Source organism: Streptomyces sp. (assembly GCF_036566765.1).
Classification (GTDB): Bacteria; Actinomycetota; Actinomycetes; order Streptomycetales; family Streptomycetaceae; genus Streptomyces.
The window spans coordinates 14,915-30,692 of record NZ_DATCVQ010000589.1 but is presented as its reverse complement, the minus strand read 5'-3'; the positions used below and the strand labels follow the sequence as shown (position 1 = coordinate 30,692).

The window sequence follows — 15,778 nt, the reverse complement described above, 5'->3', positions numbered from 1 at the left end:
CGGCAGCCACCCGCCCGCCGCGCCCGCCGGCGGCGCGACGCTGCGCTGGTCCTCCGACCGGGGCTGGGTCGACCGCCCGGGCGGGCCGCTCGGGGAGCCCGCCGAGACCGCCTCGCTGCCCACCCTCGCCCAGCTCACCAGCGCCGAGCAGCGCTGGGCCGACCGCGAGGAGGACATCACGACCGTCGGCGGCGACCCCTTCGAGGTCGGCCAGGTCTTCGCCCGCCGCTGGATGGAACGACTTCCCGAACAGAGTCACGTACAGCGCCTCGCCGGCATGTACCCGCGCATCCCGCACCGCATCGACGGCGAACTGCTGAGGTACGCGGCCCGATTCGGCCTGCTCGCGCACAAGGACGACCAGATCGACGAGCACGACCGGTACGCGATCCGGGCCGGCTTCTGGCGGGAGATCGACGTCCGCGCCGCCGCCGAACACGCCCCCGCGCCGGAGCAGGCCCGAGGACCGGCGTAGGCTCCTCCCTCGTGAGTACGGTGTGCGTGGTGCGGGATCTGGTCAAGACGTACCCCGCCACGCGCGGCAGACGCGGAGCCCCCGCGACGCCCGAGGTGCGCGCCACCGACGGCATCAGCCTCGACGTGCGCGGCGGTGAGATCTTCGGCCTGCTCGGCCCCAACGGCGCCGGAAAGTCCACCCTGGTCCGCCAGCTGACCGGCCTGATGCGACCCGACGCGGGCAGCGTCCGGATGCTCGGCCACGACCTCGTACGCCACCCGGAGCGGGCGGCCCGGCTGATCGGCTACCTCGGCCAGGAGTCCACCGCCCTCGACGAGCTGACCGTCGCGCTCGCCGCCGAGACCACCGGACGGCTGCGCGGCCTGACCGCCGCCGCCGCCCGCGCCGAGCGGGACGCCGTCCTCGACGAGCTCGGCCTGACCGAGCTCGCCGGGCGCCCCCTGAAGAAGCTCTCCGGCGGTCAGCGCCGGCTCGCCTGCTTCGCCGCCGCCCTGGTCGGCGAGCGCCCCGTCCTCGTCCTCGACGAGCCCACCACCGGCATGGACCCGGTGGCCCGCCGGGCCGTCTGGGCCGCCGTCGACCGGCGGCGCGCCGAGCAGGGCGTCACCGTCCTGCTCGTCACCCACAACGTCATCGAGGCGGAGACCGTCCTCGACCGGGTCGCCGTCCTGGAACGCGGCCGGGTGATCGCCTGCGACACGCCCGCCGGGCTCAAGGAACGCGTGGCCGGCGAGGTCCGCGTCGAGCTGGTCTGGCGCGAGCGGCCCCCGCTGGACGTCCCCGAGGTCGCCGCGCTGCGCCCGTCGGCCGTCGAGTCCGGCCGCCGCTGGGTGCTCCGGCTGGCCCCCGACGAGGCCCGCGCGGCCGTCGCCGCGGTCACCGGCGGGGCGGCCTTCGCCGCCCTCGACGACTTCACCCTCGCCACGCCCAGCCTGGAGGACGTCTACCTCGCTCTGGGCGGGGCGACCAAAGGGCTGGTGAAGGCGTGAATCCCACCGGCACGCGCGGCGGAACCGGCGCGCTCGGCGGTAAGCGCGGTACGCGCAGTGGAATCGGACAGGAGCAGCGTCAGGTGAGCATCGTGCCCGCGGAGGCCCTCTCCGACGCGGTCCGCGGACCCGCCGGGGACGACGCGGAGCAGGCCGCCCCGCTCGCGCCGCGGGCCCGGCTGCTGCCCGCGCTCGCCGCGGTCTACCGCGCCCAGCTGTCCCGGGCCCGGGTGGCCCGGATCCCGCTGCTGTTCGTGGCGACCTTCCAGTCCGTCGGGATCATGGTCCTGATGCGCGGGGTCGTCGACGGCGGACCCGAGGCCCGCGCGGTCGTCGCCGGCTCCGCCGTCCTCGTCGTCGCGTTCGTCGCCCTCAACCTGCTCGCCCAGTACTTCGGGCAGCTCCGGGCCGGCGGCGGCCTCGACCACTACGCCACGCTGCCGGTGCCGCCCGCCTCGGTGGTGCTCGGCGCGGCCGGCGCGTATGCCTCCTTCACCGTGCCCGGCACGGTCGTCACCGCCGTCGCCGGCTCGCTGCTGTACGGGCTGCCGCTGACGCATCTGTGGATCCTCGCGGCCGTCGTGCCGCTGGCCGGGGCAGCGCTCGCCGGGCTCGGCGCGGCCCTCGGCCTCCTCGCGCCGCGCCAGGAACTGGCCACCCTGCTCGGCCAGCTCGGCATGTCGGCGGCGCTGCTGCTCGGGGTGCTGCCGGCCGAGCGGCTGCCCGGCCCGATCGCGTACGCCCGCGACCTGCTGCCCTCCACGTACGGCGTCGAGGCCCTGGCCCGGACCTTCGACCCGAGCCCGGACTGGGCCGCCGTGGCGCTCGACCTCGCCGTGTGCGGGGCCGTCGGCGTCGCCACGCTGGCCCTGGCGACCTGGGCGTACCGGCGGGCCGCCGTCCGCTGAGTGCGGGAGATCCGGTCCGGTGAGGCGGCGCGCCGCCCCGCCTGGCACGATGGCGGGGTGACCGCACCTCTGACGCCGCCTCACCAGCCGCCCTCGCAGCCCCACGGCGAGCCGTGGCCCTCGCCGTTCCCCTCGCCCGCCCCGGACGCCCCGGGCGCGGAGCACGAGGTGCGGAGCGCGTTCGCGGTGTTGGGGCTCTCGCTGCTCGCGGGCGTGGTGTTCGGGCTGCTGTGGCTGTGGCTGGCCCCGCGGACCCCGCTGATCTCGGACGGCAAGGCGGTCTTCCTGAAGAACAGCGAGGGCGAGGCGGCGATCGGCGCGGACGGCACGTTCGCCGTCCTCGGCCTCGGCTTCGGGGCGCTCGCCGCGCTCCTGGTCTTCCTGTGGCGGCGGCACGGCGGGATCGCGCTGGTCCTCGCCCTGGCCGTGGGCGGGGTGCTCGGCTCGGCGATCGCCTGGGGGACCGGGACCTCCCTCGGCCCGACGGACGACGTGGTCGCGCACGCCCGGGCCGTCGGCAAGGGCGTGCCCTTCGACGCGCCGCTGGAGCTGAACACGCTGGGCGCGCTGCTGGCCTGGCCGATAGCCGCGATGATCCTTCACCTGGCCCTGACCACGCTGTTCGGCCCGCGCGACCCGGAGCCGGAGTGGGGCCCCTGGGAGCAGGTCCCGCAGCGGCGCGTCGAGCCGTAGCGGCTTCTCAGCCGCGGCCGATGGGGGCCAGGACCGCCGAGGTCAGGGCCGCCAGGTCGGCGGGGGCGAGCTCGACCTCCAGGCCGCGGCGGCCCGCCGAGATGCAGATCGTGTCGTGCGAGGACGCCGACGCGTCCAGGACCGTACGCAGGCGCTTGCGCTGGCCCAGCGGCGAGATGCCGCCCCGCACGTAGCCCGTGGTCCGCTCGGCGGCCGCCGGGTCCGCCATCGCCGCGCGCTTGCCGCCGACCGCCGAGGCCAGCGCCTTCAGGTCGAGCTGGCCGGCCACCGGCACCACCGCGACCGTCAGCTCGCCGTCCACGTCCGCGACCAGCGTCTTGAAGACCCGGTCCGGCGACACGCCGAGGGCCTCCGCCGCCTCCTCGCCGTACGAGGGCGACGCGGGGTCGTGGTCGTACGCGTGCAGCGTGAAGGACGTGCCGGCCGCCGTCAGGGCGACGGTCGCCGGGGTGCCCCCGGCCTGCTTCTTCTGCTTCTTCGCCAAGGGAAGTCCTTCGACTCGGGCTCGGTTCGGGGACCCGGGCTCAGTTCGGGCTGGTCGGCGCGTGGGTGAGGTCCACGGCGGGCAGCGAGGGCAGGTGCCGCAGCACCGCCGTCTCCTTGCGCAGCAGGTCCAGTTCCTCGCGCAGCCGGGTCGCCGTGTCCGGGGCCTGCAGCAGCCGCTGCTTCGCCGGGGTGTCGAGCACCGCCGCGGCGGCCACCAGGTAGGACACCACCGACGGGTCGTCGGGCAGGTCGGAGGTGGTCAGCGAGCGCTCCCGCGCCCCGGCCAGCCGCTTCTGGTACGCGCGGAACGCCCGCAGCACGCCCTCCGCGAGCGCGCCCGCACCGTCGCCCCGGTCCTCCGGCAGCTCCTCCACCTCGGCCACGAGGTACGGGCCCGTGGCGTCGACGGACAGCAGCTTGACCCGGGTCGTGCCGGTGGCCATCACCTCGAAGCTGCCGTCCGCGCGCTCGCGGATCGACGCCGCGTCGGCGACGCAGCCGACCCGGTGGAACGCCTGGATCGGGTCCGGGCCGAACCCGGCGGCCGGCCCCTTCTCGGGCAGGGCCGTCTGGTCGGGCAAGCCCGGCAGGGTCGGCGCGACCTCGCGGCCGTCGCGGATCGCGACGACGGCGAAGCGGCGGGGCTCGTCCTCGTCCGTCTTCGACAGCTCGCGCATCATGGCGCGATAACGCTCCTCGAAGACGTTCAGGGGCAGCACGAGGCCCGGGAACAGGACCCCGTTGAGGGGGAAGAGAGGCAGACGAGCGGTGGTCACAGCGGTCAAGCGTAATGGCCGTGGGCGCGGCTGTGTCCGGCCCGTCCGAACCGTGGCCGCACGGCCGCTTCCAGGTGCCGCACGCCGTCCCTGGCCTCGAGGAACCGGGCCAGTGGATCGTCGCTGACGGACGCCCACGGGAACGACGTCGCGTACGGGCCGATCCGCCGGAACTGCTCCGCCGCCTCCACCCCGCGCCCGCGCTCCACCAGGACGTACACCAGCAGGTTCCGCACCTCTGCGGGCCACGGGTCGCCGACCGGGTACGCGGCGGACAGCGCGATCGCCCGCTCGGCCGCCGCGTCGATCCGGGCCTGCGGCACCGCTCCGGCCGCGTCGCCGCTCAGCAACTGGGCGGCGGCCGCACGGACCGGCAGCGCCTGCACGAGCGCGCCGGCCGGAGCGTCGTCGGCGGCCTGCTCGGCGAAGTCGACGCAGGCGCGGTGCGAGCCGTGCCAGGGCGCGGACAGGTACTTCAGCGCGGCGACATGGCAGCCGTAGTGGTGCGAGGAGCGGCGCACCGCCTGCTCCCAGCGGGTCTCGAAGGCCGCGTCGCCGGCGTGCGCGCCGCGCGCGTGGTCCAGGGCGAGGCGACAGGGCACCGGGTCGGCCGGGTCGGCCGCGACCACGGCGTCGACCAGCGGGCCGAGCTCGCGCAGCCGCTCCGCCCGGGCCGGCGACTGCCAGGCGCGGCGCACCGCCAGCTCCGCCTCGACCAGCCGCGCGTCGGGATCGTCGGGGGAGGCCGCGAGCCAGTGCGCCAGCCATTCGCCCCGGCTGTGCGCGAAGGTCGCGAGCCGGGCGGTGTAGCGGTCCCGGTTCTCCCACTCCGCGCCGCCCCGCGTGGTGGCGAGCAGCTTGGCGGCCGGCTCGTGGTCCCCGAGGGCGGCCGCGACCAGCGCCGGGCCGAGCCGGTCGTCCGGCGCGTCGAGCAGCACGTCGCCGTCCGGCGGCAGCCCCTGGGCCGTGTGCGGGGCGGGCCGGACCCTGCGGGAGGCGGGGAACAGGACGCGGAGCGATGGCATGGTGCGGACCATTGAAAACCGCAGGTCGGGGCAGCGCCAGTGGGCTGCTGTGAAGCTTTGGTAGCGGCGGAATGGTTGTATTCGGGAACGTCAAGAACATGCAAAGAAAGCGGACGCCAGGGGGCGAATACGACCACCCCACGCGCCCCTGTGAGCACCCCGCACGCCCCGTCCGCACAACCCGCGCCCACACGACACGCCCGTACCGCAGCGGCGCGACACGCCGATCCCGCAGCCGCCCGACACGCCCGGGCTCAGCCCCGTCTCAGCATCCGCGACGCGCCCGCCGCCACCGTGGTCGCCAGGATCCAGCCCATCAGGATCAGCGCGGCCGCCGCCCACTGCCACAGGCCCGCCAGCCGCCAGTACCCGTCCTGCCCCAGGTTGATCACCGGGAGCAGCAGGTCGAGCGCGTACAGCGGGGCGTTCCAGACCGGGGCCTCGCCCGCCTTCAGCGGCACCGGGTCGTAGCGCGAGAACGCCAGCGCCCCGGCCAGCCACAGCACCGCCATCCACAGCGCCGCCCGGCCCGGCCGGTAGCCGTACGCGACCGTCCAGTCCTGCAGGTAGCCCCAGAACTTGCCCGCCACCGGCAGCGTCTCGCGCCGCCGCCGCTGCTTGGCCAGCAGCACCTCCCGCGCCTCGGCGTCCTCGCCGCTGTTGCGCAGCACCGTCGCCAGGCGCTCGTACGGCTCCGGGGCGTACTCCGGCGTCGCCGAGGCCACCCATTCGAGCCGCCGGGCCAGCGGGAAGTGCCCGTACGGCACCAGGTTCTCGTACGCGAACCCGTTGATCGCCAGGCCGCCCGGGCCCGGCCAGGCGGTCGACAGGTCGATCAGCGTCACCACCTTCGCCCCGTTCAGCACGACTCGGCCCTCCTCCGGCCGCTCCCCGTTGAACCGCAGCTCGGGCGTGACGATCCGGCGCAGCGACACCTCCTCGCGGCGCGCCCCGGACAGCACGAACCGCGCGTAGTGCAGGTCCACCGAGTCCCCGAACCGCCCGTCGTCGAGCCGCACCCCGCCGTGGCACTCGACCGGCTGCCGGCGCGCCCCCTGCACCGGATTGCCGCCCACGCCGAACGGGGGAGTGGATGTGGCGTTCCCCGACGCCTCGTAGACCCAGGCCGCGTTCAGGTACAGCGAGCGCTCCACCGTCAGCTGCGGCGCGTTCAGCGCGCGGCGCTCCCGCGCGCCGCGCAGCCGGCTGCCGCGCAGGCTCAGCGACACGCCGACCTTCGCCCCGCGCAGGCTGAACTCGCCGTGCGTCTCGATCAGCTCGGCCTGCAGGTCCTGGGCCACCGACAGGCCGTCCGCGGTGATCGCCCGGCCCCGCCGGTCCGGCCACACCCTGATCTGGTTGATCAGCAGATCGGTGCCGATCTGCGCGTCCGTCAGCCGGATCCCGCGCTCCACCCGGCAGCGCGGCAGATGCAGATCGCCCTGCGTGTGCAGCCGCGCCGCCTCGATGCGCGGAATCGCGCACTCCACCATGCGCAGCGTCCTGAAGTGCGACTCCGGCAGCACCACCTCGTGGTCGAAGCGGCAGCCGTGCAGCTCCACGTACGGCGCTATCGTCCCGCCGGCCAGATTCAGCGTCCCCGTGATCCGCGCCCCGCGCAGCTTCAGCGCCGAGACCCGCCCGGACCGCGCCGGCGGCCCGTCGAGCAGCAGCAGCGCCACCACGTCCGCGCGGACCGTACGGGCCGCGGGCCACTCCCGTCCGGAGAACGGATCGTCGAGCAGCGGACTGCCCTGTCTCAGATCGCAGATCGCCCCGATCCTGAACGCCTGCCACATCGCCCGTTCGGTGCCGGTGAGATCGTCCGGCGCATTGTCGTCGCGCGGCTCGGTCAATGCCGCCCCCTCGCTTCCGGATTCGTACGGCCGTTCTTCCCTCTGTGTGACGAGCTGAACGCTAACGGTCAGCTGTGACACTCCGTGCACCGTGTGGCTTGTATCAGCCAGTGATACGGGCGACCAGCGCTGAAACCGGTCTGCGAGAATTGACCCGTGATCTCTCGTATCGACCTGCGCGGCGACACCCTCCCCGAGGGTGGCGCGCTGCGCGACCTGCTGCCCCGTGCCGAGTTCGACGTGGAAGCCGCCCTGGAGAAGGTGCGGCCCATCTGCGAGGACGTCCGGCATCATGGCGCCGCAGCGGTGATCGACTACGGGGAGAAATTCGACGGCGTCCGCGTCGAGAGCCTGCGCGTGCCCGCCGAGGCCCTCGCCCGCGCCCTCGACGAGCTCGACCCGGCCGTCCGCGCCGCCCTCGAGGAGTCCATCCGCCGCGCCCGCCTCGTCCACCGCGCCCAGCGCCGCACCACCCACACCACCCAGGTCGTGCCCGGCGGCACGGTCACCGAGAAGTGGATCCCCGTCGAGCGCGTCGGCCTGTACGTGCCGGGCGGGCGCTCCGTCTACCCGTCCTCCGTCGTGATGAACGTCGTCCCGGCGCAGGAGGCCGGCGTCGAGGGCGTCGCCGTCTCCTCGCCCCCGCAGAAGGCGTTCGGCGGACTGCCGCACCCCACGATCCTGGCTGCCTGCGCCCTGCTCGGCGTCGACGAGGTGTACGCCGCCGGCGGCGCCCAGGCCATCGCGATGTTCGCGTACGGCACCGAGGGCACGCAGGACGAGCCCGGCTGCGCCCCCGTCAACCTGGTCACCGGCCCCGGCAACATCTACGTCGCCTCCGCCAAGCGCCTCCTCAAGGGCCGCATCGGCATCGACGCCGAGGCCGGCCCCACCGAGATCGCGATCCTCGCGGACTCCACCGCCGACCCGGTGCACGTGGCCGCCGACCTGATCAGCCAGGCCGAGCACGACCCGATGGCCGCGGCCGTCCTGGTCACCGACTCCGAGGAGTTGGCCGCCGCGACCGAGGCGGAGCTGAAGACCCAGGTCGCCGCGTCCAAGCACGTCGACGACCGGATCGTCCCCGCGCTGGCCGGCGCGCAGTCCGCGATCGTCCTGGTCCGCGACCTGGAGGACGGCCTCAAGGTCGTCGACGCGTACGGCGCAGAGCACCTGGAGATCCAGACCGCGGACGCCGCCGCCCTGGCCGCCCGGGTCCGCAACGCCGGCGCGATCTTCGTCGGCCCCTGGGCCCCGGTCTCGCTCGGCGACTACTGCGCCGGCTCCAACCACGTGCTGCCCACCGGCGGCTGCGCCTGCCACTCCTCGGGCCTGTCCGTGCAGTCCTTCCTGCGTGGCGTCCACATCGTGGACTACACCCGCGACGCGCTCGCCGAGGTCACCCACCACGTGGTGACGCTGGCCGAGGCCGAGGACCTGCCGGCGCACGGCGCGGCCCTGAAGGCCCGGTTCGGGTGGAAGGTGCCGACCCAGTGACCGGCATCGACGACCTCCCCATCCGCGACGAGCTGCGCGGCAAGTCCCCTTACGGCGCGCCCCAGCTCGACGTCCCCGTCCAGCTGAACACCAACGAGAACCCGTACCCGCTGCCCGAGCCGCTGGTGGCCCGGATCGCGGAGCGGGTCGCCGAGGCCGCCCGCAGCCTCAACCGCTATCCCGACCGGGACGCGATCGAACTGCGCACCGCGCTCGCCGCGTACCTCACCAAGACCGCGAAGCACCCCGTCGGCGTCGGCGACGTCTGGGCGGCCAACGGCTCCAACGAGGTGCTCCAGCAGCTGCTGCAGACCTTCGGCGGGCCCGGCCGTACGGCCATCGGCTTCGAACCCTCGTACTCGATGCACGCGCTGATCGCGCGCGGCACCGGCACCGGCTGGATCTCCGGCCCGCGCAACGAGGACTTCACCATCGACATGGCCGCGGCCCAGCAGGCCATCGCCGAGAACCGGCCGGACGTCGTGTTCATCGCCTCGCCCAACAACCCCACCGGCACGGCGGTCGAGGCGGAGACGGTCCTCGCCCTGTACGAGGCCGCGCAGGCCGCCAAGCCCTCCTTGGTCGTGGTCGACGAGGCGTATGTGGAGTTCAGCCACCGCGACTCGCTCCTGCCCCTCATCGAGGGCCGGCCGAACCTGGTGGTCTCCCGCACCATGTCCAAGGCCTTCGGCGCCGCCGGGCTCCGCCTCGGCTACCTGGCGGCCCACCCGGCCGTGGTCGACGCCGTCCAGCTCGTCCGGCTGCCGTACCACCTCTCCGCCGTCACCCAGGCCACCGCACTGGCCGCCCTGGAGCACACGGACACGCTGCTCGGCTACGTCGAGCAGCTGAAGGCCGAACGGGACCGGCTCGTCACCGAACTGCGAGCGATCGGCTACGAGGTCACCGACTCCGACGCGAACTTCGTCCAGTTCGGCCGCTTCGACGGAGCCGCCGGCTCCCACGAGGCCTGGCAGAAGATCCTCGACCGGGGCGTCCTGGTCCGGGACAACGGCGTACCGGGCTGGCTGCGGGTCACCGCGGGCACCCCCGAAGAGAACGACGCGTTCCTCGAAGCGGTTCGCGCACTCAAGAAGGAGCAGCAGGCATGAGCCGCGTAGGACGGGTCGAACGGACCACCAAGGAGACGTCCGTCGTCGTCGAGATCGACCTCGACGGCACCGGAAAGGTCGATGTGTCGACCGGCGTCGGCTTCTTCGACCACATGCTCGACCAGCTCGGCCGGCACGGTCTGTTCGACCTGACCGTGAAGACCGACGGCGACCTGCACATCGACACCCACCACACCATCGAGGACACCGCCCTCGCGCTCGGCGCCGCCTTCAAGCAGGCCCTCGGCGACAAGGTGGGCATCTACCGCTTCGGCAACTGCACCGTCCCGCTGGACGAGTCGCTCGCCCAGGTCACCGTCGACCTCTCCGGCCGCCCCTACCTGGTGCACACCGAGCCCGAGAACATGGCGCCGATGATCGGCTCCTACGACACGACGATGACCCGGCACATCCTGGAGTCCTTCGTCGCCCAGGCGCAGATAGCGCTGCACGTCCACGTGCCGTACGGGCGCAACGCCCACCACATCGTCGAGTGCCAGTTCAAGGCGCTCGCCCGCGCCCTGCGCTACGCCTCCGAGCGCGACCCCCGCGCTGCCGGAATCCTCCCCTCCACGAAGGGCGCCCTGTGAACGGCCTGTCGACCGTCCTGATCATCGTCGGGCTCTTCCTCCTCGGCGGCGTGTACTCCTTCGTCAAGCAGAAGCAGTCCCGCAGCATCGTCACGGTGCTCGCCCTCGCCTCCGCGCTCAGCCTCGCCGCCGGCGTCCTGCGACTGGACCTGTGGTCATGAGCGTGGCGTCCCCGAAGAAGGTCGTCGTCTTCGACTACGGCTTCGGCAACGTCCGGTCCGCCGAGCGGGCCCTCGCCCGGGTCGGCGCGGACGTCGAGATCACCCGCGACTACGAGCGCGCCATGAACGCCGACGGACTCCTCGTCCCCGGCGTCGGCGCCTTCGCGGCCTGTATGAAGGGGCTCAAGGAAGCCCGCGGCGAATGGATCGTCGACCGCCGGCTGTCCGGCGGCCGTCCCGTCCTGGGCATCTGCGTCGGCATGCAGATCCTCTTCGAGCGCGGCATCGAGCACGGCGTGGAGACCGAGGGCCTCGACGAGTGGCCCGGCACGGTCGAGCCGCTGCGCGCCCCGGTCGTCCCCCACATGGGCTGGAACACCGTCGACGCGCCCGCGGACAGCGAGCTGTTCGCCGGCCTCGACGCCGACGCCCGGTTCTACTTCGTGCACTCCTACGCGGTGCGCGAGTGGACCTTGGAGGTCGGCAACCCCAACATGCGCGCCCCCAAGGTCACCTGGTCCGAGCACGGCGAGCCCTTCGTCGCCGCGGTCGAGAACGGCGCCCTGTGGGCGACCCAGTTCCACCCCGAGAAGTCCGGCGACGCCGGCGCCCAGCTCCTCACCAACTGGATCGGAACGCTCTGATGTCCCGCACGCTTGAACTGCTTCCCGCCGTAGACGTCCGCGACGGCCAGGCCGTCCGGCTCGTGCACGGCGAGTCCGGCACGGAGACCTCGTACGGCTCTCCGCTCCAGGCCGCGCTGGCCTGGCAGAGCGCGGGCGCCGAGTGGCTCCACCTGGTCGACCTGGACGCGGCGTTCGGCACCGGCGACAACCGCGCGCTGGTCGCCGAGGTGACCGCCGCCATGGACATCAAGGTCGAGCTGTCCGGCGGCATCCGCGACGACGCCACGCTCGCCGCGGCCCTCGCCACCGGCTGCACCCGGGTCAACCTCGGCACCGCCGCCCTGGAGACCCCCGAGTGGGTCGCCAAGGTCATCGCCGAGCACGGCGACAAGATCGCGGTCGGCCTGGACGTCCGCGGCACCACGCTGCGCGGCCGCGGCTGGACCCGCGACGGCGGCGACCTGTACGAGACGCTGGCCCGCCTCGACTCCGAGGGCTGCGCCCGCTACGTCGTCACCGACATCGCCAAGGACGGCACGCTGCAGGGCCCCAACCTGGAGCTGCTGCGCAACGTCTGCGCCGCCACCGACAAGCCGGTCGTCGCCTCCGGCGGCGTGTCGTCCCTGGACGACCTGCGCGCGCTGTCCGGCCTGGTGTCCGAGGGCGTCGAGGGCGCGATCGTCGGTAAGGCGCTGTACGCCAAGGCGTTCACCCTCGAAGAGGCCCTGAAGGCGGTGGCCTCCGCATGACCGAGTCCGTGCGCAAGGTCGTCACCGGCGCGCCCTGGGAGGAGCAGTTCGGCTACTCCCGCGCGGTGGAGCTGCCGAACGGCCTGGTCCTGGTCTCCGGCTGTACCTCGGTGGTGAACGGGCAGATCGCCGACGGCGGCCCGTACGACCAGGCGGTCAACTCCTTCGACGTGGCCTTCGGGGCGCTGAAGCAGCTGGGACTCGGCCCGGAGCACGTCGTCCGCACCCGGATGTACATCACGCACGCCCGGGACGTGGACGAGGTCGGCCGCGCCCACAAGGAACTGTTCGACGCCGTCCGCCCGGCCGCGTCGATGATCATCGTCTCCGGCTTCGTCGACCCGCGCCTTGTCGTCGAGGTCGAGGTCGAGGCGTATCGGGGTGATGCGGCATGAGTCTCGCGGTACGGGTGATCCCCTGCCTGGACGTGGACAACGGCCGGGTCGTCAAGGGCGTCAACTTCCAGAACCTGCGCGACGCGGGCGACCCCGTCGAGATGGCCAAGCTGTACGACGCCGAGGGCGCCGACGAGCTGACCTTCCTCGACATCACCGCCTCCTCCGGTAACCGGGAGACCACCTACGACGTGGTGCGCCGCACCGCCGAGCAGGTCTTCATCCCGCTGACCGTGGGCGGCGGCGTGCGCGCGGCGGAGGACGTCGACAAGCTGCTGCGGGCCGGCGCGGACAAGGTCGGTGTCAACACCGCGGCCATCGCGCGGCCCGAGCTGATCCGCGAGATCGCCGAGCGGTTCGGCCGCCAGGTGCTCGTGCTGTCGGTGGACGCGCGGCGTACCGAGGCGGGCTCCTTCGAGGTCACCACGCACGGCGGCCGCCGGGGCACCGGCATCGACGCCGTCGAGTGGGCGCACCGGGCCGCCGAGCTGGGCGCGGGCGAGATCCTGCTCAACTCGATGGACGCGGACGGCACGAAGGACGGCTACGACACCGAGATGATCGCGGCGGTGCGCAAGCACGTGACCGTACCGGTGATCGCGAGCGGCGGAGCGGGCCGGCTGGCCGACTTCCCGCCGGCGATCGAGGCCGGCGCGGACGCGGTGCTCGCCGCCTCCGTCTTCCACTTCGGCGACCTGCGGATCTCGCAGGTCAAGGAGACGCTGCGGGAGGCGGGCCACCCGGTCCGCTGAGCCGGGTTCCGGTTTCCCGAAGGGCCCCCACGGGGGCCCTTCTTCTTTCCCAGATGCGCAGGATTATTTGTGCAAATTCTGTTGCGCAAGATTCCTTTCGTATCTATGGTCGTGGACATGACCTCGCAGGAGAACCGCCGGATCACCGACCTCGGCACGCTGAAGGCCATCGCACACCCGCTGCGCATGCGCCTCTACCGGGCCCTCTTCGTCGCCCGCACCGCCACCGCCTCCCAGCTCGCCGAGCAGCTCGACGAGGCCGTCTCCCTCGTCAGCTACCACCTGCGCAAGCTCGCCGAGCACGGACTCATCGAGGAGGCCGAGGCGCAGTCCGCCGACGGCCGCGAACGCTGGTGGCAGCCCAGCTCGTACGGGCTGTCGATCCGCGACGAGGACGTCCGGGGGAACCCCGAGATGGCCGCCGCGAGCGACGCCGTCGGCCGCACCATCAACGAGCAGCGCACCGAACTCCAGCGCCGCTTCATGGACGAGCGGCTCACCTGGTCCGACGAGTGGCGCTCCGCCGCGATCAGCTCCGAATGGCTGCCCCGGCTGACCGCCGCCGAACTCAACGCCCTCGGCGAGGAGCTCGACGCGCTCCTGCGGAAGTACGACCAGAAGGCCCGCGCCGCCGTGGACGCAGGCGACACCGAGGGCCGCGAGAAGGTCGCCGTCCACCTCAACGGCTTCCCCTACCGGGGCTGAACGGCGATGACGATGACGACGAACACGACCCCGGCCGCGCCCGCCGCCGCGCCCGCCGCCTCCCGCCCCGCCCACCGCGACCCCAACGTCCTGCGCTGGCTCGGCGCGTTCACCGCCTCCACGCTCGGCGACAGCATCTACTTCCTGGCCCTGTCCTGGACCGCCGTCAGCAGCGGCACCCCCGCCCAGGCCGGACTCGTGATGGCCGTCTCCGCCGTCCCGCGCGCCCTGCTCATGCTCTTCGGCGGAGTGATCGCCGACCGCCTCGGGCCGCGCCGCGTGGTCATCGGCTCCGACGCCGTCCGCTGCCTCGTCACCTTCGGCCTCGCCGCGGTCCTCTTCCTCGTCTCACCCGGCCTGTGGGTCCTCACCCTCGTCGCCCTCGTCTTCGGCACCGTCGACGCGGTCTTCCTGCCCGCCGTCGGCGCCCTGCCGCCCCGGATCGCCGAGCGCGAGCAGCTCGCCCGCGTCCAGGGCATGCGCGGCATCGGCTACCGGCTCGGCTCTGTGGTCGGCGCCCCGCTCGGCGGACTCGCCGTCGCCCTCGGCGGCCCCGCGACCGCCTTCGGTGTCGCCGGACTGCTCTTCGCCGTCTCCGTGCCCCTGCTGTGCGCGCTGAAGATCCGCCCGCTGCCCGGCGACGACGAGCCCCGCGACGGCACGGCCCTGAGCGACCTGGCCGAAGGCATGCGCTACCTGCGCCGGCACAAGGTCCTCGGCCCGCTGATGATCGTCGTCCTCCTCGGCGACCTCGGCTTCGTCGGGCCGCTGAACGTCGGCCTCGCGCTGCTGTGCGAGCAGCGCGGCTGGGGCGCCTCCGGCATCGGCTGGGTTCTCGCCGGCTTCGGTACGGGAGCGGGCGGCGTCTCCCTGCTGCTCACCGTCAAGGGCCGGATACCCCGCGCCGGCGCCGTCCTCAACGCGGCCATGGTCGTCGGAGCCGTGTCGATCGGCGCGCTCGCGTACGTCCCGCTGCTGCCCGTCGCGGTCGCCGTCGCCCTCTCGATCGGCCTGCTCGCCGGGCTCTCCGGGGCCCTGTGCGGAGCCCTCGTCCAGACCGAGTGCGACCCCGCCTACCTGGGCCGGGTGACCGCCGTCTCCAGCCTCGGCAGCCTCGGCATCGCCCCGCTGGGCCTCCCGGTCGCCGGCGCGGCCATCGGGGCCTGGGGCCTCGGCCCGGTCTTCGTCGTCAGCGCCTCGATCTGCGCCCTCAGCGGCGTCTACGGCCTCACCGCCAAGGGCCTGCGCCGCGCCGAACTGCCCCAGGCCGCCTAGATCCCCAACTGCTTGGCCTCGTGGAGGCGGGTCACCGCCTCCTGGTCGCCGTCCAGGTCCACCTTCGCCGCGTCCTGCCGGCCGAAGAGGAACATCGTCAGCTCGCCCGGCTCGCCGGTGACCGTCACCACCGGCGTGCCCTTGTGCGCCACCGTCGTCTGCCCGTTCGGACGGCGCAGCACCAGGCCCACCGGGGCCTTGCGGCCCAGCAGCCGGGCGCCCTTCTCGAGGCGCGACCAGAGCGCGTCCGAGAACACCGGGTCGAGCGGGCGCGGCGACCAGTCCGGCTGCGCGCGCCGCACGTCCTCCGCGTGGACATAGAACTCGACCGTGTTCGCGGCCTCGTCGACCTGCTTGAGGGTGAACGGCGACAACTGCGGCGGACCCGTCCGGATCAGCTGGACCAGCTCCTCGTACGGCTTCTCCGCGAACTCCGCCTGCACCCGATCGAGCCGCGCCTTGAGCACCGGGACCACCGTGCCCGCCGCCGCGTCCGGGCGGCGCTCGCGCACCACCACATGGGCCGCGAGATCCCGCGTCCGCCAGCCGGTGCACAGCGTCGGCGCATCGGGGCCCGCCGCCTCCAACAGGTCGGCGAGGAGGAGCCGTTCACGCTTCGCATGGGTCGACATGCCCGCCAGCGTACGGCGCGCCCGGGCCGTCCGCCCAGTGGACGGCCCGCCG

General features: G+C 73.7%; 18 protein-coding genes and 1 pseudogene. 14 read left to right on the top strand and 5 right to left on the bottom strand.

Annotated elements, in window-relative coordinates; translation table 11 throughout:
* From VIU94_RS34100 to VIU94_RS34085, 4 genes and pseudogenes are all read left to right on the top strand, one after another.
* Positions 1–475: pseudogene (locus VIU94_RS34100) on the top strand (NYN domain-containing protein); the annotation flags it as partial.
* A 20-nt stretch (positions 476–495) separates the two neighbouring features.
* Positions 496–1,467 (top strand): ABC transporter ATP-binding protein, encoded by a 972-nt coding sequence (locus VIU94_RS34095; protein ID WP_331917574.1) that lies wholly within the window; start codon positions 496–498, stop codon positions 1,465–1,467.
* Between the two features lie 83 nt (positions 1,468–1,550).
* Positions 1,551–2,375 (top strand): ABC transporter permease, encoded by an 825-nt coding sequence (locus tag VIU94_RS34090; protein WP_331917570.1) that lies wholly within the window; start codon positions 1,551–1,553, stop codon positions 2,373–2,375.
* A 57-nt stretch (positions 2,376–2,432) separates the two neighbouring features.
* The gene (locus VIU94_RS34085; RefSeq protein WP_331917568.1) at positions 2,433–3,068 is read left to right on the top strand and encodes a DUF2567 domain-containing protein; all 636 of its coding nucleotides are present in this window, start codon (positions 2,433–2,435) and stop codon (positions 3,066–3,068) included.
* A 7-nt stretch (positions 3,069–3,075) separates the two neighbouring features.
* On the opposite strand, the gene ybaK is transcribed toward VIU94_RS34085, so the two are convergent.
* The 4 genes from ybaK to VIU94_RS34065 form a co-directional block, all read right to left on the bottom strand.
* Entirely contained in the window at positions 3,076–3,573 is a 498-nt protein-coding gene (gene ybaK, locus VIU94_RS34080; RefSeq protein WP_331917566.1) for a Cys-tRNA(Pro) deacylase, read from the bottom strand.
* A gap of 40 nt (positions 3,574–3,613) precedes the next feature.
* The gene (locus VIU94_RS34075; protein ID WP_331917564.1) at positions 3,614–4,351 is read right to left on the bottom strand and encodes an LON peptidase substrate-binding domain-containing protein; all 738 of its coding nucleotides are present in this window, start codon (positions 4,349–4,351) and stop codon (positions 3,614–3,616) included.
* 5 nt (positions 4,352–4,356) lie between these two features.
* Positions 4,357–5,388, bottom strand: a complete 1,032-nt coding sequence (locus tag VIU94_RS34070; protein WP_331917562.1) for a hypothetical protein — start codon at positions 5,386–5,388, stop codon at positions 4,357–4,359.
* A gap of 242 nt (positions 5,389–5,630) precedes the next feature.
* Positions 5,631–7,232 carry an oxidoreductase gene (locus VIU94_RS34065; RefSeq protein ID WP_331917560.1) on the bottom strand — a complete coding sequence of 534 codons (1,602 nt, stop codon included), beginning with the start codon at positions 7,230–7,232 and terminating at the stop codon, positions 5,631–5,633.
* A gap of 156 nt (positions 7,233–7,388) precedes the next feature.
* Between VIU94_RS34065 and hisD the strand changes: the two genes are divergently transcribed.
* From hisD to VIU94_RS34015, 10 genes are all read left to right on the top strand, one after another.
* The gene (gene hisD / locus VIU94_RS34060; protein WP_331917558.1) at positions 7,389–8,729 is read left to right on the top strand and encodes a histidinol dehydrogenase; all 1,341 of its coding nucleotides are present in this window, start codon (positions 7,389–7,391) and stop codon (positions 8,727–8,729) included.
* Positions 8,726–9,841 (top strand): histidinol-phosphate transaminase, encoded by a 1,116-nt coding sequence (locus VIU94_RS34055; protein WP_331917556.1) that lies wholly within the window; start codon positions 8,726–8,728, stop codon positions 9,839–9,841. The genes hisD and VIU94_RS34055 overlap by 4 nt, the downstream gene beginning before the upstream one ends.
* Positions 9,838–10,431: an imidazoleglycerol-phosphate dehydratase HisB gene (hisB, locus tag VIU94_RS34050; protein WP_331917554.1), complete on the top strand. Its 594-nt coding sequence runs from the start codon at positions 9,838–9,840 to the stop codon at positions 10,429–10,431. Before VIU94_RS34055 ends, hisB begins: the two co-directional genes overlap by 4 nt.
* Complete coding sequence (locus VIU94_RS34045) at positions 10,428–10,592, top strand: CG2302 family histidine operon protein (protein WP_331917552.1); 165 nt, start codon at positions 10,428–10,430, stop codon at positions 10,590–10,592. Before hisB ends, VIU94_RS34045 begins: the two co-directional genes overlap by 4 nt.
* On the top strand, positions 10,589–11,236 hold the full coding sequence (gene hisH / locus VIU94_RS34040) for an imidazole glycerol phosphate synthase subunit HisH (RefSeq protein WP_331917550.1): 648 nt from the start codon (positions 10,589–10,591) through the stop codon (positions 11,234–11,236). The genes VIU94_RS34045 and hisH overlap by 4 nt, the downstream gene beginning before the upstream one ends.
* Positions 11,236–11,967, top strand: a complete 732-nt coding sequence (priA, locus tag VIU94_RS34035; RefSeq protein WP_331917548.1) for a bifunctional 1-(5-phosphoribosyl)-5-((5-phosphoribosylamino)methylideneamino)imidazole-4-carboxamide isomerase/phosphoribosylanthranilate isomerase PriA — start codon at positions 11,236–11,238, stop codon at positions 11,965–11,967. The genes hisH and priA overlap by 1 nt, the downstream gene beginning before the upstream one ends.
* Entirely contained in the window at positions 11,964–12,362 is a 399-nt protein-coding gene (locus VIU94_RS34030; protein WP_331917546.1) for a RidA family protein, read from the top strand. Before priA ends, VIU94_RS34030 begins: the two co-directional genes overlap by 4 nt.
* On the top strand, positions 12,359–13,114 hold the full coding sequence (gene hisF, locus VIU94_RS34025; RefSeq protein ID WP_331917544.1) for an imidazole glycerol phosphate synthase subunit HisF: 756 nt from the start codon (positions 12,359–12,361) through the stop codon (positions 13,112–13,114). The genes VIU94_RS34030 and hisF overlap by 4 nt, the downstream gene beginning before the upstream one ends.
* A 117-nt stretch (positions 13,115–13,231) precedes the next feature.
* Complete coding sequence (locus VIU94_RS34020; protein WP_331917542.1) at positions 13,232–13,819, top strand: ArsR/SmtB family transcription factor; 588 nt, start codon at positions 13,232–13,234, stop codon at positions 13,817–13,819.
* Between the two features lie 12 nt (positions 13,820–13,831).
* Positions 13,832–15,094 (top strand): MFS transporter, encoded by a 1,263-nt coding sequence (locus VIU94_RS34015; protein WP_331917540.1) that lies wholly within the window; start codon positions 13,832–13,834, stop codon positions 15,092–15,094.
* Here the strand turns inward: VIU94_RS34015 and VIU94_RS34010 are convergent.
* A complete protein-coding gene (locus VIU94_RS34010) occupies positions 15,091–15,726 on the bottom strand; it encodes a TIGR03085 family metal-binding protein (RefSeq protein WP_331917538.1) in 636 nt (211 codons plus the stop codon). The two genes, VIU94_RS34015 and VIU94_RS34010, sit on opposite strands and share 4 nt — an antisense overlap.
* Between the last annotated feature and the right edge of the window lie 52 nt (positions 15,727–15,778).

What these genes read in the sequence shown, in the direction of transcription:
- VIU94_RS34070 (WP_331917562.1), bottom strand. Translation starts at nt 5,388, where the DNA reads ATGGTCCGCACCATGCCATCGCTCCGCGTCCTGTTCCCCGCCTCCCGC.
- hisB (WP_331917554.1), top strand. Translation starts at nt 9,838, where the DNA reads ATGAGCCGCGTAGGACGGGTCGAACGGACCACCAAGGAGACGTCCGTC.
- hisH (WP_331917550.1), top strand. Translation starts at nt 10,589, where the DNA reads ATGAGCGTGGCGTCCCCGAAGAAGGTCGTCGTCTTCGACTACGGCTTC.
- priA (WP_331917548.1), top strand. Translation starts at nt 11,236, where the DNA reads ATGTCCCGCACGCTTGAACTGCTTCCCGCCGTAGACGTCCGCGACGGC.
- VIU94_RS34030 (WP_331917546.1), top strand. Translation starts at nt 11,964, where the DNA reads ATGACCGAGTCCGTGCGCAAGGTCGTCACCGGCGCGCCCTGGGAGGAG.
- hisF (WP_331917544.1), top strand. Translation starts at nt 12,359, where the DNA reads ATGAGTCTCGCGGTACGGGTGATCCCCTGCCTGGACGTGGACAACGGC.
- VIU94_RS34020 (WP_331917542.1), top strand. Translation starts at nt 13,232, where the DNA reads ATGACCTCGCAGGAGAACCGCCGGATCACCGACCTCGGCACGCTGAAG.
- VIU94_RS34015 (WP_331917540.1), top strand. Translation starts at nt 13,832, where the DNA reads ATGACGACGAACACGACCCCGGCCGCGCCCGCCGCCGCGCCCGCCGCC.
- VIU94_RS34010 (WP_331917538.1), bottom strand. Translation starts at nt 15,726, where the DNA reads ATGTCGACCCATGCGAAGCGTGAACGGCTCCTCCTCGCCGACCTGTTG.